This window comes from Neorhizobium sp. 2083 (assembly GCF_031455615.1).
In the GTDB taxonomy this organism is placed as follows: Bacteria; Pseudomonadota; Alphaproteobacteria; order Rhizobiales; family Rhizobiaceae; genus Neorhizobium.
The window spans coordinates 1,022,564-1,037,895 of the sequence record NZ_JAVDTC010000001.1 but is presented as its reverse complement, the minus strand read 5'-3'; the positions used below and the strand labels follow the sequence as shown (position 1 = coordinate 1,037,895).

Sequence of the window (15,332 nt, the reverse complement as noted above, 5' to 3'; positions counted from 1 at the left end):
TCGGACCTCGTTCACCCGAGCATGGTCACCGGCTCGGCATGCAGATATTCCGCCACCTTGCGTTTCGAGGCGATATTGCGCCAGACGGCATCGACTTCGTCCGGCGTCAGCCCGGCAGCCTCGCCGACTGCTTCCCGCGCAATCCCGTTGTCGAGACCGTAGAGGCAGAGATCCATCCGGTCGTAGGGCAGCGAGAAATAATACTCGTCCTGGCCCTGCGGCAGCGACCAGGTGTCCGTCGTGGGCGGTCGGCGGCGGATCTCGGCGGGAACGCCGAGCGCTTCGGCAAGCTGGTAGACCTGGCTCTTGTAGAGATGCGCGATCGGCTTGAAGTCGGCGGCGCCATCGCCGTTCTTGACGAAGAAGCCCTGGTCGTATTCGAGCCGGTTCGGCGTGCCGGCGACGGCGAAATTCAGCCGGTCGGCATGGTAGTACTCGATCTGCTTGCGGGTGCGCTGCTTCATGTTGGCGGCGGCGATCATGCCGAGATAGACCTCGAGCGGCATGCGGTGGCGGCTCTGCTCGCCGGCCGGGTTGGCGACAACCAGCCAGGAAATGTTGTAGCCGCGGCCGGTCAGCGCATTTTCCAGCACCACCTTGCAGCCCCAGCCTTCCCCGAATTCGGGCACGATCTGGCGGATGAAGCCGTCGCGGCGGGTATAGCAGCCGGCGGCGGCAAGCGCCGGGCCGATGTCTTCGAGCACCGTCTCGATGCCGACCGCTTCGGCAAGCGCCCGGCCGAGCTTCAGGCTGTCCGGATCGGAATCATGCTCCGGCATGAAGATGCCCGTCACCTTGCCGGCCCCGAGCGCGCGGGCGCACAGAGCCGCCGTGACGCTGGAATCGATGCCGCCTGACAAGCCCAGTACCGCGCCGCGCTTGCGCAGGTCCTTGAGCACCGTCTCGCGCAGCCAGCTGCCGATGCGTTCGATCTCGGCCTCCGCATCGAGCTTCAGCGTTTCGGCCGAAAATTTCTCCGTCTTCTGAATGCGCTTCAGGCTCTGGTTCATGCGACATTCCCCTGTGTGGCGGTGTTCGTTTCATCCGCGCCGAGCCGGATCTTGCCGGTCGCCGTGCGCGGCAGCGCGTCGCGGAACTCGACGCTTTTCGGTACCATGTAGTCTTCGAGCAATTGCGCGCAGTGGCGGATGATCTCGCGCTCCGTGAGCGTCACGCCATCTTCCGGCACCACATACGCGCGGATCACCTGGCCGAAGATCGGATCGTCGATGCCGCCGACCGCCGCTTCTCTGATGCCGGGCAGCGCATAGAGCGCGCGCTCGACTTCCTGCGGACTGACCTTTTCGCCGCGTGTCTTGATGATGTCGTCGCGGCGGCTGATGAAATAGAGAAAACCGTCGGCGTCTGTACGGAAAAGATCGCCGGTGTGCAGGCGCCGTCCGCCCGCGACGGGCGAAAGCGCGCGGACCGAGGTCAGGGCGTTGCCCCAGTAGCCGGACATCACATGCGGCCCTTCGATGACCAGTTCGCCGATCGTGCCTGCCGGGGCGGGACGCCCGTCCTCGTCGATCACGAAAGCCCTTGTGCCGGGAATGGCGCGGCCGACCGAGAGCGGCCGCCGGGAAACTTCTTCTGGCGGCAGATAGGTGGCGCGCAGGCATTCCGTCTGGCCGTACATCAGGAAAAGCCGTGTGTCGGGAAAGAGCTGCTGCAGCCGCTCGGCAATGGCCGGCGGCATGGCCGCGGCGGCGCTGGTGATGGTGCGCAAATGCGGCAGGAAACCTGGCTCAAGATCCTTCATGCCGGTAATCAGAGCCGCCATCGGCGGCACCAGCGGGAAACCGGTCGCCTTCACTTCGGCCAGCCGTTCGAGGATCTTGCGCGGGAAGGCGAAGCTTTTTTCAAGCACCAGCGTGCCGCCGGTCATCACCATCGTGACCACCTGGGTGATGCCGTAGCCGAAGGAGAGAGGCAGGACGCTGAGCACGATGTCGTCGGCCGTGTTGCCGAGATAGGCGACGATCGCTCCGCAGGCGGCTTCGACATTGGCGTGGGTCAGCATCACGCCTTTCGGCTGGCCGGTGGAACCCGACGTATGGAGCAGCAGTGCCAGCGCTTCGCTATTCTCGAACGTCCTCGAGGCAGCCGGAACCTCGGAGCCGATCAGGTCTTCGAACCGCAACGCCCGGCCGAGATCGTTACCGGCATCCATTTGGGCGACGATTACCAGAGGCTGGGCCGCCGACATCGAAACTGCGGCGTCGACCGTCATCCGCTGACGGGTCTGGGTGATGATAACCGAAGCACCGGTGCTGGTCAGGATGCCGGAAAGCTTCTCGGCCTTGATCGACGGATAGAGCGGGCAGGGCACGGCGCCCGCCTTCCAGATACCGAAGAAGCTGATGACGGCCTGATGGCCGTTGTCCAGCACCATCAGCACCCGGTCGCCTGGTTTGACGCCGCCGCGGGCAAGGCTGATCGCCAGCCGGTCGGACAGCATGTCGAGTTCCGCATAGGTCAGCCGGGCGTCGCCCGCGATGAGCGCGGTCTTCGTCCCGAACCGTCTGGCGCTGTCGCGCAGCCTTGCCTCTATGCGCATCGGCGCAGCCTCAGGCCGCCGCCAGCTTGGTCGACAGGTAGCTGGTCATGTTGTCGATACTGTCCAGGTTTTCCGGGACGATCTCCTCGTCGGCGACGGTAATGCCGTAGGTCTGTTCCAGGAACGCGATCAGCTCGAGCACGCCGGTGGAATCGATCACGCCGCTTTCGAGCAGCGACTGATTGTTCGAAACCTCCGCGTCGGCGCGGAACAGGAAGTTCTCGGCAATGAATTCTCGCACGCTGTTTTCGAATGCTTCCGCCATCGCCGGCCCTCTCCACAAGCAGATTTGCCGCGCGGATGAGGCGCGGTCGATTGAAACGGCATCTTCCGGCCTATCCCTGAACGTTTTGCTAATTTCTAAATGGCTTTTGTCCATAAGCTTAACCGCATCCAAATTACCGCCCGGGCGTTGATGCGTCCATGAAGATCGCGACCTTCAATGTGAACGGCGTCAACGGTCGGCTCGGCCTCCTGCTCGAGTGGCTCGAAGAGGCGAGACCCGATGTCGTCTGCCTGCAGGAGCTGAAGGCCCCGCAGGAAAAGTTTCCTGCCCGCGCAATCGAAAAGGCCGGTTACGGCGCGGTCTGGCATGGCCAGAAGAGCTGGAACGGCGTCGCCATCCTGGCGCGCGACGCCGATCCGGTCGAAACCCGCCGCGGCCTGCCGGGTGACCCGGAGGACCCTCACAGCCGCTACATCGAAGCCGCGGTGCAGGGTGTGCTCATCGCCTGCCTCTATGCCCCGAACGGCAACCCCGCTCCCGGCCCGAAGTTCGCCTACAAGCTTGCCTGGTATGAGCGGTTCCTGACGCATGCGCAGGCATTGCTGGATACCGGGGTGCCTGTTGTCCTTGCCGGCGACTATAACGTCATGCCCACCGACCTCGATGTCTACAAGCCGGAACGCTGGCGGGATGACGCTTTGTTTCGACCCGAGATAAGGGAGGCCTTTTCCCGGCTGCGGGAGCAAGGCTGGACGGATGCAGTCCGCAAGCTGCACCCGGGCGAACGCATCTACACCTTCTGGGACTATTTCCGGAATGCCTGGGGCCGCGATGCGGGTCTCAGGCTCGACCACCTGTTGCTCAGCCCGTCGATAGCGGACCGGTTGCAGGCAGCCGGCGTCGACCGCCACGTCCGCGGCCGCGAGCATGCCAGCGATCACGCGCCGGCCTGGATCGAACTCGCCGGCTAGGTGAGATCGATCGCCATTTCGGACTGGGTCAGTCTCCTCTTCCGCCAGCCGACCCGCCGCATGAAATCATTGAGCAGGCCCTCGGGCACGGTCTCGACGATGAAGAGCTTTCGGCCCGGATAGCGGGCGGCGAGCGCGTCGGTCATCGACCGGCCGAGCCCCTGCCTGCGATGGTCGGGGTCGACGGCGAGGCCAAAGATCCGGATATCCTTGAGCGCGTCGTCCAGAAGCACCGCCGCCTTGCCATAGAGCGCGAACCCCTTGAGCGGAGGCCCCAGTCTTTCGAAGCTGCGCGGATCGGTTTGCCAGGAAAGACCGGCATCCGCGAACTTCGCGAGCATGGCCGCGGCCCTCGTTGCCTCGCATTCCTCCGCGGGCGCCACATCCGGCGCTGCTCGCCGGAGGCTGCGGTCGAAGCCGACCAGTGTGCGGGTGATGGCGAAGCCGAGCGACAGGTAGAGATCGCGCGCCCGCTCATTGGTGTTGATCACTTCAAGAACAAGCCTGCGATCGCCACGCGCCTTCGCCGCCTCGATGGCCTCCAGCATCACGCTGCGCCCCAAACCCTTGCCGCGGATGGTCGGCCCCACGCCGATTGCGCCGACCCGGGAAACATCACCCCGGCGGCCGATCAGCAGGATGCCGGCGGGTTTTCCACTCTCGAAATAGACGCGGCTCTCGTCGAGGTCGACATGATCGCGTTCGATGCGCAACCGCAGCGACGGAACTGTCACGTTCATCGGCACCACATACCCCGAAAAGCCGACCGTGAAGGCCTCGGCCGCGTCTTCCAGGCTGCATTCCGACAACCGGCGATGGGAAATGGCGGATGTCATGACCTCCCTCCCGAGTTTGTCGCTTCAGAGCACGTTGGACGGCGAGCCTTTTTCGAAATTTTCGACATGGGTGATGACCTGTGCCCAGAGCGTCTGCATCGCTTCGTCGCTCGCCCAGGCCACATGCGGGGTGAGGATGAAGTTCGGCCGGTCGAGGATCGTCAGCAGCGGATTGTCCGGCGCCGGCGGTTCCTTGGTCAGCACGTCGAAACCGGCACCGCCGATCAGGCCTTCGTTGAGCGCGGTCACGAGGTCCGCCTCGTTGACCAGCCCGCCGCGGGCGGTGTTGATGATCAGCGGGCGCCGCTTCATCTTGCGGAATTCGGGCAGGCCGATCAGGTTGCGGGTCGCCGGCGTCAACGGCATGTGGAAGGTGATGATGTCGGCGGTTTCCAGCACCTCGTCGAAGGCGGTGTAACCGGGTTCGACCTTTTCCGCATCCTTGCGGGCCGCAAAGATCACCTTCATCCCGAAGGCCTCGGCGATCTTCGCCACCGACTTGCCGAGCGTACCGCGGCCGAAAATGCCGAGCGTCGAACCGGCGAGATCCTTGATCGGATGGTTAAAGAAGCAGAACTGGTTGGCGCGCTGCCATTCACCGGCAATCACGTCCTGACGGAAGCCGACGATCGAGCGGCGGAGCGCGAAGATCAGGCCGAACGTATGTTCCGGAACGGTGTTGACCGCATAACCACGCACGTTGGAGACGGTGATGCCGCGTTCCTTGGCAAAGGCGAGATCGATCACGTCATAGCCGGTGGCGGCGACTGCGACCATCTTCAGCTTCGGGGCATTGGCGATGGATTGTTCGCGCACCGGCGCCTTGTTGGTGATGACGATATCCGCGTCTGCGATGCGGGCAGCCACATCCTCCGGCGCCGTCTTGCCGTATTCTATCCATTCATGCGCAAAAGCGGGCCGGGTGATCGTCACCGAAGGGCCGATCGTGTCGCGGTCCAGAAATACAACCTTCATCGCGAAAATTCCTGCATGATTTGAAACTCCTCCCCAAAACCATGCCGACCTGGACGCTGGCCGGAATGGATTTCTCGTATATCATCCCACCTGAGATCCGGAAGGCAAAAGTAACGGAGAATGCTATTGGGCGAAATGCTGAGCCTTGATTGCGTCGTCATCGGCGGCGGCGTGGTGGGGCTCGCGGTGGCTCGAGAACTGGCAATGGCGGGCCGTGAGGTCGTGCTTCTGGAGGCTGAACCGCTCACCGGCAGCATCACGTCTTCCCGCAACAGCGAGGTCATTCATGCGGGGCTTTATTATCCGACCGGCAGTCTCAAGGCCGAACTCTGCGTCGCCGGCAAGCGGAAGCTCTACGACTATTGCCGCGATCGCCACATCCCGCACAAGCGTTGCGGCAAACTGGTCGTCGCCTCGAACGAGGCCGAGGTCGCCTATCTCGAAAAACTGCTGAAACAGGCGGAAGCCAATGGCGTCGACGATTGCCGGCTGATCGGCAGCACGGAACTCTTTCGCCTTGAGCCGCAGATCACCGGCTTTGCCGCGCTCGTCTCTCCTTCGACCGGGATCATCGACAGCCATCGGCTGATGGAAGCCTATGTCGCCGATATCGAAACCCATGGCGGCAGCGTCGTGCTGAACTCGCCCGTCCTCGCCGGCGAGCTTCTGGGCGACACCGTGCGGCTTGCAATCGGTGGCCTCGATCCCGTGGAGATCGAGGCGAGGCTGGTCGTGAACGCCGCAGGGTTGGATGCCTGGACGATTTCCGGAGGCATGGTCGGTCTCGACCGAAAGACGATGCCCGAGCGCCACTATGCGAAAGGCTGCTATTTTTCGCTGGCCGGCCGCGCACCGGCGAAACGGCTGGTCTACCCGGTGCCGGAACCCGGCGGGCTCGGCATCCACCTGACGCTCGATCTTGCGGGGCAGGCCCGTTTCGGCCCGGATGTCGAATGGGTGGAAACGATCGGCTACGACGTCGATCCGCGCCGCGCCGACACGTTCTACGGAGCCATCCGCCGTTATTGGCCGCACTTGCCGGACGGCGCCCTGCAGCCCGCCTATTCCGGCGTCAGGCCCAAGGTGGCCGGCCCGGGTGGCGGCGGGGGCGGTGATTTCGTTATCCAGGGGCCTGAAACGACCGGCCACCCGGCCTATGCCGCGCTTTATGGCATCGAATCTCCCGGCCTGACCGCCTCCATGGCGATCGCCGAAAGGGTGGCGCGCCTCACGCTCTGAGGCGCGCCGATCTCAGAATGCCGCGCGCTTGTCGTGCCTTGCGAGCCGGCCGAGCAAGTAGTCCACCTCGGCCTTGGCGGTCGCCGAAAGCATCTGCGCCGGCTTGCGCTGCGCATCCGAGGTGATGACGCCGCGCCGTTTCAGCACGTGCTTGCGGATCGCAAGGCCGATGCCGGCCTGCTGTTCGTAGCGCATCAGCGGCAGATGCGCGTCGAACAGATCATGCGCCTCGTCGCGCTTGCCTGCCGCGAAGAGATTGACCAGTTCCGTCAGCATGTCCGGAAAACCGTAACCGGTCATCGCGCCGTCGGCACCGCGTTCCGGTTCGAAATCGAGGAACAGGCCGCCATTGCCGCAGAGGATCGAGAAGGGGCGCAGTTCGCCCGCCTTCTGCAGGGCGCGCAGCCTCGAGACCTTCTCAAGCCCAGGCCAATCCTCGTGCTTCAGCATCAGGCAGGACGGGTGGTTGGTGATGATCCTGGCGATCACCCCCGGCGACATCACGACCGTCAGCGTCAGCGGATAGTCCTGGAGAACCCAAGGCACATCCTCCCCGACCGCTTCCACGGCGCCGGCGAAATAATTGACGATCTGGTCGTCGGTGCGCAGCGCCGGGGTCGGCGCAATCATCACGCCGGCTGCCCCCATGTTCATCGCATCGCGGGCGAGCGAGCGCATGCCGGCAAAGCCGGGCGCCGAGACGCCAACGATGATCGGCACTTTCGCCCGCGACACCACGCGCTTGATGATGGCCCGGCTTTCGTCCGGCTCCATCTTCGGTGCTTCCCCCATGATGCCCAGAATTGTGATGCCGGTGCAGCCGCTCTCCTCGTAGAAATCCGTCAGCCGGTCGATCGAGGCGAAATCGATCGATCCGTCTTCGAAGAACGGCGTCGTGGCGATGGCGTAGACGCCCTTGGACTGAATTCCGAATGTCATTACTGGGCATCCTTCCAGGCTTGGTAGCGGGCCTTGGTTTCTGCGTTCATCGGGTAGAGGCCGGGCAGGGGCACGCCCCGGTCCACCTCGGTCATGATCCAGCCTTCCATGCGCTCCTGTTCCGGCGCTTCGGCGACGACCGCATCGAGCAGCTTGGCCGGGATCAGCACCGCGCCGTCCTCGTCGACGACGACGATATCATCGGGAAAAACGGCAACGCCGCCGCAGGTAATCGGCTCCTGCCAGCCGACGAAGGTGAGGCCCGCGACGGAAGGCGGCGCGGCAATCCCGGCACACCAGACCTTCATGCCGCTACCAAGCACGCCTTCGGCGTCGCGCATCACGCCATCGGTCACAAGCCCGGCAACGCCGCGCTTCGCCATCCGTGCGCAGAGAATGTCTCCGAAAATGCCGGCATCGGTGACGCCGAGCGCATCCGCGACCGCGATGCAGCCTTCCGGCATCGCCTCGATCGCCGCGCGCGTGGAGATCGGCGAGGCCCAGCTTTCCGGCGTCGCGAGGTCCTCGCGCGCAGCGACGAAACGCAGGGTAAAGGCCGGGCCGACGACGCGGCCCTGGCCGGGCTTCAGCGGCTTCGTTCCGCGCATCCAGACATTGCGCAGGCCCTTTTTCAAAAGCACCGTGGTCAGCGTGGCGGTGGAGACGCCTTTCAGCGTCTCGATGATCTTGGGGTCCAGCGGCATGAATTCTCCTCGCGAATATTAGGTGCCGTCCTGGCGGGCGGCGGGCGATATTCGTTCGCGGCTTTCCGTTCGTCAAGGAAACAACGTAGCCGTCGTTGTTGACATGACGGCGATCTGCCAAGGTATAATGGATTTCAACAATGGCACATGGGAGGATGAGACATTGCTTTTTCCAACGACACTTGTCGGCAGTTATCCGCAGCCTGAATGGCTGATCGACCGCGCCAAGCTCGCGGGCCGTTTCCCGCCACGCGTCCGCGCCAGGGAGCTCTGGCGCATTCCTCAGGAATATCTCGCCGAAGCGCAGAACGATGCGACGATCATGGCGATCAAGGCCCAGGAGGAGGCCGGCCTCGATATCATCACCGATGGCGAAATCCGCCGTGAGAGCTATTCCAACCGCTTTGCGACCGCGCTCGAAGGGGTCGATCTCGACAATCCGGGCTCGGCGCTCGACCGCTCCGGCCATCCGAACCCCGTGCCGCGCATCACCGGCAAGATCCGCCGCATGCACGCCGTCGAAGCCGAGGACGTTAAATTCCTGCGCAGCCACACGGACCGTAAGATCAAGATCACGGTTCCCGGCCCCTTCACCATGTCGCAACAGGCCCAGAACGACTTCTACAAGTCGGAGGAAGAGGCGGCATACGATTACGCCGATGCGGTGAACGCCGAAATCCGCGATCTCTTCTCCGCGGGCGCCGACGTGGTGCAGATCGACGAGCCCTACATGCAGGCCCGACCGCAAAAGGCCGAGCAGTACGGCCTTGCCGCGCTCAACCGGGCGCTGGACGGCATCACGGGCACCACCGCGGTGCATATCTGCTTCGGTTATGCGGCGATCATCCACGAGCGCCCGACCGGCTACTCGTTCCTCAATCAGCTCTCCGGCTGCTCCTGCCATCAGGTGTCGCTCGAAACCGCGCAGTCGAACCTTGATTGCTCGACGCTGACCGGCCTTTCCGGCAAGACGCTGATGCTCGGCGTCATCGACCTGTCGGACATGAATGTCGAGACGCCGGAAACCGTGGCAAACCGGATCCGCCGCGCACTGCCTTATGTCGAAGCCAAAAACATCATTGTGGCGCCGGATTGCGGCATGAAATATCTGCCGCGCGAGGTTGCGTTCGGCAAGATGAGGGCGATGGTCGAGGGCGCCAAGATCATGCGCCGCGAATTCGGCGAAGCCGCCTGATTTCCATCAGATGTCTGATAAAAGGGCGATTGCTGCCGGCAATCGCCCTTTTATTTTGGCTTTTGCGTCTCCCGCCACCGGCATAATGTGCACGAGAATTGTAATTTAGTATCCTAAATTGTCGGTATTGGGGCGTTTGCATCCTATAATTCTCGATATTGTATCCCAATGAAATCTCATGTATACATTTATGTGGGAGGATATTTCCGGCGGGATGGGCCGATGATCTCCTCCTCAATTCAGTGACGGCGTCGGTTTGTGGTTGGGGCGTCTGCCCCGCACGCCTGGCCGGCTCGATAGGAAGATCATGGCGGCGACACTTGTTCTCATACCCGGGCTTGTATCGGACTCGATCGTCTGGGCACCCCTGGCCGAAGCGGCTTTCGGCTTCACCTCCGTTCGGCACGCCGATCTCTCCGACGGCAGGTCGATTACCGGAATGGCCCGGAAGCTTCTCGACGAGACGCCAGGGGACATCATTGCCGTCGGGCACTCCATGGGCGGGCGCGTTGCCATGGAAATGGCGCACATTGCGCCGGATCGGATCCGCGGCCTGGTGCTGGCGAATACCGGCCATCATCCGAAGCGTGAAGGCGAGGAGGTCAAGCGTCAGCAGATGATCGATCTCGGCAACCGCAGCATCGAGGAACTGGCGCGTCAATGGCTGCCGCCGATGCTCGACCCGGCCCGAGTCGGTGACCGAGACTTGATCGACAGCCTGCGGGCCATGGTGCTGCGCGCAGGCTCCGAGGTGCATGAGCGCCATATCCGCGCGCTGATCGGCCGGCCGGATGCCAGCGCCTACGTCGCCGATATTACCTGCCCGATCCTGCTTGTCGCGGCCCGCCAGGATGGCTGGAGCCCAATCGGGCAACATCAGGAAATCGCCGACGCGGCACCTGATGCCGAACTCGTTATTATTGAAAATGCAGGGCATTTCGCTCCCGTCGAAAGGCCTGCGGAAACGACCGCCGCCATCACCGAATGGCTGGCGCGCAGATTTGGAGAAACGCAATGAGTGCAGCAGCTACGATACCGGATACCCCGCTTTTCGACCGGGCGGGTTCGATCCGCGGCTACCGGATCAACAAGATGGCGATGGCGCTTGGCCAGCCCGCCAACCGAGCCGCCTTCAAGGCCGACGAGGAAGCCTATCTCGACAGTTTCGGGCTGAGCGCCGAGGAAAAATCCGCGGTGATGGGCCGCGACTGGCACGAGATGGTCCGCCTCGGCGGCAATCTCTTCTTCATCCTGAAGATTTCCGCGGTCGACCCCACCCCGATCACCCGCATCGGCGCGGCGCAGGCCAGCATGGAACACGAAGACTTCCTGCATCTGAGATTGGGAAAAAAGCGCAATGGCTAAGATCATCGGTGGGCTCGGAACGAGCCACGTTCCTTCGATTGGTGCTGCGCTCGACAAGGGACTGCGCGACACGCCGGACTGGAAGCCGTTCTTCGACGGTTATGAGGCCGGCAAGCAGTGGATGCGGGACGCCAAGCCCGATATCGCGGTCGTCGTCTTCAACGATCACGGCAATACCTTCTTCCTCGACCGCGTGCCGACCTTCGCCGTCGGCGTCGCCGAAACCTACAATCCGGTCGACGAAGGCTGGGGTCCGCGAGCCATCCCGGCATTCGAAGGTGCGGTGGATTTTTCCTGGCATTTCGTCGACAAGCTGGTCGAGCGCCATTTCGACCCGATGGTCTGCCGCGAGATCGAGGTGGATCACGGCCTGCAGGTACCGATGGAACTGTTCTTCGGCCGTCCGGATGCATGGCCGGTGAAGGTCCTGCCGATCTGGGTCAACACCATCCAGTATCCGATCCCGACCCCGCAGCGCTGCTGGGACATGGGCAAGGTTCTGCGTGAAGCGATCGAAAGCTGGCCCGGCGACGAGCGCGTCGTCATTCTCGGCACCGGCGGCCTGTCGCACCAGCTCCAGGGCGCCCGCGCCGGTTTCATCAATCAGGCGGCCGACCGCGCCTGGCTCGACGGCATCGCCAACAATCCGGAACCCTACCGCGCCATGAGCCGCGAGGATTATGTCGAACAGTTCGGTTCCGAAGGCGCCGAGCTGATCATGTGGCTCGTCATGCGCGCCGCGATGAACAGCGACGTCAACCTCGTCCACAAGCACTACCACGCGCCGGCCTCGATGACGGGCGCCGGCATGGTCGTGCTGGAAAATGCGGCCTGACCCGATGTTCTTCCTGATGCGCTGCCTGCACCACAAAGGCCAGGACGTCGCCCGCGGTACCCATCGCCCGTCGCACCGCGCTTGGGTCCAGTCGGGTGGAGATGGACTTGCCGCGGTTCTGATCGGCTCCGCCCTCGTCGACGACGGCGGTTCCTCGATCGGCAATTTTGGTATTCTCGAAGCTGCGAGCCTTGAGGAAGCGCGCGCCTTTGCCGAAGGCGATCCCTTCAATCGCGCCGGGATCGTCGCGTCGATCGAACTGACCCGGCTGCCGGACGCATTCCAGGCAGCCCGCATCAGCGACCCGATGACCCCGCGAAAGAATAGCTAACACCCCGCCTTTCGGGGACCAGCATCAGAAAAGGCGACGCCATCCATCCCAGGATGGCGTCGCCTTTTGCTGTTCGGCTCGCTTCATCGGGAAGATCGTCGCAGCCGTTCAGTCTTTGTGAAGGACTGGCAGCCAATGTGTTGCAATTCCTGGGCGATTCGCCTGACAGTACGGAGAGTACATGACACTGCTGCAATTCCCGGCCGACCGGCGCACCGCTGATGTGAAACGTTGCGCCGAGGCTCTTCTGCGGCTTCACGGTGAACAGGCCAACCGCTTCTGGCGGTCGGAAATGGCAGGGTTTGCGGCAGCCCTGAGATCCCAGGGCGTCGCGGATGCGGAAATCTCCCGGCAGGCCGGCCTGTTCATGCACGCGGTCCAGATGGAGCTGCAGAACAGCTGCATCGATGACGGAACGAGCGCCGTGGCCGGCTGATCTGCTTCTGCCGATCACAGAGCGATATCTGCAGAGCACCAGCTGTTTAAATGTTGAAAGTAACTGGTGCCGCTTGCAGGACTCGAACCTGCGACCCCATCATTACGAATGATGTGCTCTACCACCTGAGCTAAAGCGGCACGTGCAGCGACCGGTTTGGCCGGGCTGCGAGTGATGCGGCTGATACAGGCAATGACCTGCGATTTCAAGCCGGCTTTTTGGCTTCTCGACAATTTTCCTGAAAAGACGGTTATTATCCGGCCTTTAGTTCAAAGTACGAGGCGCTGACGGGCCGCCCGGTATTCGCTTTCCAGCCGGTCGACGAGTTCTGCGACCGGAACCACCGCCTTGACCGCCCCGACACCCTGGCCTGCGCCCCAGATCTCCTTCCAGGCCTTCGGCCCGCTGACGGCCTGGTCGAAGTCCATCTTGGACGGATCGGCGACCGGAAGCGCATCCGGGTCCATGCCGGTGGCGGTGATCGAACCCTTGAGATAGTTACCGTGAATGCCGGTGAAATAATTGGAGTAGACGACGTCGGCGGCATTCGAATCGACGATCATCTGCTTGTAGCCCTCGACGGCGCGCGCCTCTCTCGTGGCGATGAAGGGCGAGCCGATATAGGCCATGTCGGCGCCCATGGCCTGGGCCGCGAGGATGCCGCCGCCGGTGGCGATCGCGCCGGCGAGCAGCAGCGGCCCGTCGAACCATTCCCGGATCTCCTGCACCAGCGCGAAAGGTGACAGCGTGCCGGCATGCCCGCCGGCGCCGGCGGCGACGGCGATCAGACCGTCGGCGCCCTTGCGGATCGCCGAATTGGCGTGGCGATTGTTGATGATGTCATGCAGCACGATGCCGCCATAGGAATGCACCGCAGCATTCACCTCCGGCACAGCCCCCAGCGAGGAGATGACGATAGGCACCTTGTATTTCACGCACATCATCAGGTCGTGCTCCAGCCGCTTGTTGGAGGTGTGGACGATCTGGTTGACGGCAAAGGGCGCGGCGGGACGGTCCGGATTGGCAGCGTCATGGGCGGCGAGATCCTCGGTGATCATGGCCAGCCATTCGTCGAGCTGGCTTTCAGGCCGCGCATTGAGGGCAGGGAAGGCGCCGATGACGCCGGCCTTGCATTGCGCCAGCGTCAGTTCCGGATGGGAAATGATGAACAGCGGCGACGCGACCACGGGCAGGCGGAGCCTGTCCTTGAGGACTGCTGGAAGCATGGATCAAAAACCTCCCGATTGACCTTTACGCAAACGTAAGTCGGTCTATCAGATCATCCGCGGCGCGAAAAGCCGGTGGAAAGATTTTCGCAGCGGAACTTCGCGACGCCCGGCGAAGGCGGCCGACATATCCTGTCCTTATTTTTGGCCATGGTGCAGTCGAAGGCGGTGCTTGCAGTTCCGCGGCGGAGAGGTTACCGAAACGTAAACTCCCGCACAGGGGAAAGAGTATGAAGAAGGACCGGCAGTGAGCGGTTTGGAAACGGCCATCAGGAACGCACTGGATCGCTCGAACCGGGCGGACCGGGAGATCAGGGCGCGTATTTATCAGTCGGCGCGCCAGGCGCTGGATGCCGGCCTTCGCAAGCAGGGCGTCAGCGACCGGCTGATCATCATGCAGCAGCATGAGCTCCTGGAACGGAAGATCCACGAGATCGAGATGGCGGAGGTCCAGCGTCTGGCCGAACCGGCAGTCGAACCTGTCGTCGAGCTCGATGCGGAACTGCCATATGCCACGGAATCCATGGCGGTGGAGTCTCCGGTCATGGAGGCTCGCTCGCGGCCGGACGCACCCCAACGGTCCGCAGCCCCGCCATCCGTAGCGCCAGCCATCGATACCCTTTCCGGCGAGATGCGTTCTACCGCTTCCGCGGCTGCGGCTATGTCCTCCGGCGATCTCGGCGGCGTCAGCCCCGCGCGCGGCGAGCGGATCGAGGCCGAGCAATCCCAGACGGCACCCCAGGCAAAAGCGGCGAAGCCGGGCAAGGCGAACAAAGCAAACAAGGCCGCCCGTTCGTCATCCGACGGCGGACTGGACGTCCCGCCGGAACGGGCCGCCAAACCCCGGAAGCGTCGCGGTTTCCTGTCACATCTCCTGACCTGGATCATCACCCTTGGCGTGGTCGGCGGGGCCTGCTGGTGGTTCTATCAATCCGGTCTCGTGCAGTCGATCATCGAGGAGGCGATGAAGTCCGCGGACCGCTCGGTCGCCGGCCAGGGGGCGGGGCAGGGGCCGACCGCCTTCGATCCGCGCCGCGGTTTCTCGGATGAATGGGTGGAGATTTTCGTGCCTTCCAAGGCGGCGGAGATGAAAGCCGGCGGCCAGGCAAAGGTCGAGGCGGTCGCCGCTTCGGAAGGACAGGCCGTCCGCATCGTGTCCGCTACGCCAAGTGAAGGCGGCGACGTTTCGGTCGATGTGCCGCCGGAAGTCCTGCGCGAAATGGCTGGCAAGAGCTCGACGGTGGCGCTGACCCTGCAGTCGGGGCAGAACAGTTCCGTCCAGCTCTCGGTGCGCTGCGATTTCGGAAGTCTCGGCAGCTGCAGCCGTCATCGCTTCACGGCAACGCAGGAAAAGCTGGAGGCGCTTTTCCGGGTGACCTTCGAACGGTCGCTCGCCCCCAACCGGCCCGGCCGCCTGGTCTTCAACAGCGGGATCGACGGCGCCGACCGGGCGGTGCTGCTTTATTCGGTGCGTATCCTGCCCGGTCAATAAGC

The 15,332-nt window shown here is 63.5% G+C and carries 17 protein-coding genes and 1 tRNA gene; 9 read left to right on the top strand and 9 right to left on the bottom strand.

The annotated features are described in order from the left end of the window. Positions 1–11: 11 nt before the first annotated feature. Genes nadE through J2X76_RS05335 form a run of 3 tightly spaced genes read right to left on the bottom strand, consistent with a single transcriptional unit; the run spans position 12 to position 2,825 of the window. Complete coding sequence (nadE, locus tag J2X76_RS05345) at positions 12–1,010, bottom strand: NAD(+) synthase (protein ID WP_113125617.1); 999 nt, start codon at positions 1,008–1,010, stop codon at positions 12–14. After that, positions 1,007–2,560: a class I adenylate-forming enzyme family protein gene (locus J2X76_RS05340; protein WP_310213861.1), complete on the bottom strand. Its 1,554-nt coding sequence runs from the start codon at positions 2,558–2,560 to the stop codon at positions 1,007–1,009. The genes nadE and J2X76_RS05340 overlap by 4 nt, the downstream gene beginning before the upstream one ends. Positions 2,561–2,570: 10 nt before the next feature. Continuing rightward, positions 2,571–2,825, bottom strand: a complete 255-nt coding sequence (locus J2X76_RS05335; RefSeq protein WP_113285328.1) for an acyl carrier protein — start codon at positions 2,823–2,825, stop codon at positions 2,571–2,573. Positions 2,826–2,983: 158 nt separating this feature from the next. Between J2X76_RS05335 and xth the strand changes: the two genes are divergently transcribed. After that, positions 2,984–3,757, top strand: coding sequence for an exodeoxyribonuclease III (gene xth / locus J2X76_RS05330; protein ID WP_310213859.1), 774 nt, complete (start codon positions 2,984–2,986; stop codon positions 3,755–3,757). Here the strand turns inward: xth and J2X76_RS05325 are convergent. Then, complete coding sequence (locus tag J2X76_RS05325; protein WP_310213857.1) at positions 3,754–4,593, bottom strand: GNAT family N-acetyltransferase; 840 nt, start codon at positions 4,591–4,593, stop codon at positions 3,754–3,756. The two genes, xth and J2X76_RS05325, sit on opposite strands and share 4 nt — an antisense overlap. 24 nt (positions 4,594–4,617) lie before the next feature. After that, positions 4,618–5,568: a D-2-hydroxyacid dehydrogenase gene (locus J2X76_RS05320; RefSeq protein ID WP_310213855.1), complete on the bottom strand. Its 951-nt coding sequence runs from the start codon at positions 5,566–5,568 to the stop codon at positions 4,618–4,620. A 135-nt stretch (positions 5,569–5,703) separates the two neighbouring features. Here J2X76_RS05320 and J2X76_RS05315 point away from each other — a divergent pair, with 135 nt between their 5' ends. Continuing rightward, positions 5,704–6,807 (top strand): NAD(P)/FAD-dependent oxidoreductase, encoded by a 1,104-nt coding sequence (locus tag J2X76_RS05315; RefSeq protein WP_310214720.1) that lies wholly within the window; start codon positions 5,704–5,706, stop codon positions 6,805–6,807. A gap of 12 nt (positions 6,808–6,819) precedes the next feature. On the opposite strand, the gene J2X76_RS05310 is transcribed toward J2X76_RS05315, so the two are convergent. Continuing rightward, entirely contained in the window at positions 6,820–7,746 is a 927-nt protein-coding gene (locus tag J2X76_RS05310) for a dihydrodipicolinate synthase family protein (protein WP_310213854.1), read from the bottom strand. Then, the gene (locus J2X76_RS05305) at positions 7,746–8,450 is read right to left on the bottom strand and encodes a ribonuclease activity regulator RraA (protein ID WP_113125624.1); all 705 of its coding nucleotides are present in this window, start codon (positions 8,448–8,450) and stop codon (positions 7,746–7,748) included. The genes J2X76_RS05310 and J2X76_RS05305 overlap by 1 nt, the downstream gene beginning before the upstream one ends. Positions 8,451–8,613: 163 nt before the next feature. Here J2X76_RS05305 and J2X76_RS05300 point away from each other — a divergent pair, with 163 nt between their 5' ends. The 6 genes from J2X76_RS05300 to J2X76_RS05275 all read left to right on the top strand — a co-directional run bounded on the left by J2X76_RS05300 (position 8,614) and on the right by J2X76_RS05275 (position 12,612). Beyond that, the gene (locus J2X76_RS05300; protein WP_113125684.1) at positions 8,614–9,645 is read left to right on the top strand and encodes a uroporphyrinogen decarboxylase family protein; all 1,032 of its coding nucleotides are present in this window, start codon (positions 8,614–8,616) and stop codon (positions 9,643–9,645) included. A 307-nt stretch (positions 9,646–9,952) separates the two neighbouring features. Continuing rightward, the gene (locus J2X76_RS05295) at positions 9,953–10,663 is read left to right on the top strand and encodes an alpha/beta hydrolase (protein WP_310213851.1); all 711 of its coding nucleotides are present in this window, start codon (positions 9,953–9,955) and stop codon (positions 10,661–10,663) included. Continuing rightward, on the top strand, positions 10,660–11,010 hold the full coding sequence (locus tag J2X76_RS05290; protein ID WP_113285334.1) for an extradiol ring-cleavage dioxygenase: 351 nt from the start codon (positions 10,660–10,662) through the stop codon (positions 11,008–11,010). Before J2X76_RS05295 ends, J2X76_RS05290 begins: the two co-directional genes overlap by 4 nt. After that, positions 11,003–11,845, top strand: coding sequence for a class III extradiol dioxygenase family protein (locus J2X76_RS05285; RefSeq protein WP_113285335.1), 843 nt, complete (start codon positions 11,003–11,005; stop codon positions 11,843–11,845). The genes J2X76_RS05290 and J2X76_RS05285 overlap by 8 nt, the downstream gene beginning before the upstream one ends. After that, positions 11,835–12,176, top strand: a complete 342-nt coding sequence (locus tag J2X76_RS05280) for a YciI family protein (RefSeq protein ID WP_310213848.1) — start codon at positions 11,835–11,837, stop codon at positions 12,174–12,176. Before J2X76_RS05285 ends, J2X76_RS05280 begins: the two co-directional genes overlap by 11 nt. A gap of 181 nt (positions 12,177–12,357) precedes the next feature. Continuing rightward, positions 12,358–12,612, top strand: a complete 255-nt coding sequence (locus tag J2X76_RS05275) for a DUF6074 family protein (protein WP_113125629.1) — start codon at positions 12,358–12,360, stop codon at positions 12,610–12,612. 64 nt (positions 12,613–12,676) lie between these two features. On the opposite strand, the gene J2X76_RS05270 is transcribed toward J2X76_RS05275, so the two are convergent. Then, positions 12,677–12,752 (bottom strand) — tRNA-Thr (locus J2X76_RS05270). Between the two features lie 129 nt (positions 12,753–12,881). Continuing rightward, positions 12,882–13,838, bottom strand: a complete 957-nt coding sequence (locus tag J2X76_RS05265) for a nitronate monooxygenase family protein (protein ID WP_310213845.1) — start codon at positions 13,836–13,838, stop codon at positions 12,882–12,884. A gap of 247 nt (positions 13,839–14,085) precedes the next feature. On the opposite strand from J2X76_RS05265, the gene J2X76_RS05260 reads away from it, so the two are divergent. After that, complete coding sequence (locus J2X76_RS05260) at positions 14,086–15,330, top strand: hypothetical protein (RefSeq protein WP_310213843.1); 1,245 nt, start codon at positions 14,086–14,088, stop codon at positions 15,328–15,330. Positions 15,331–15,332 lie beyond the last annotated feature (2 nt).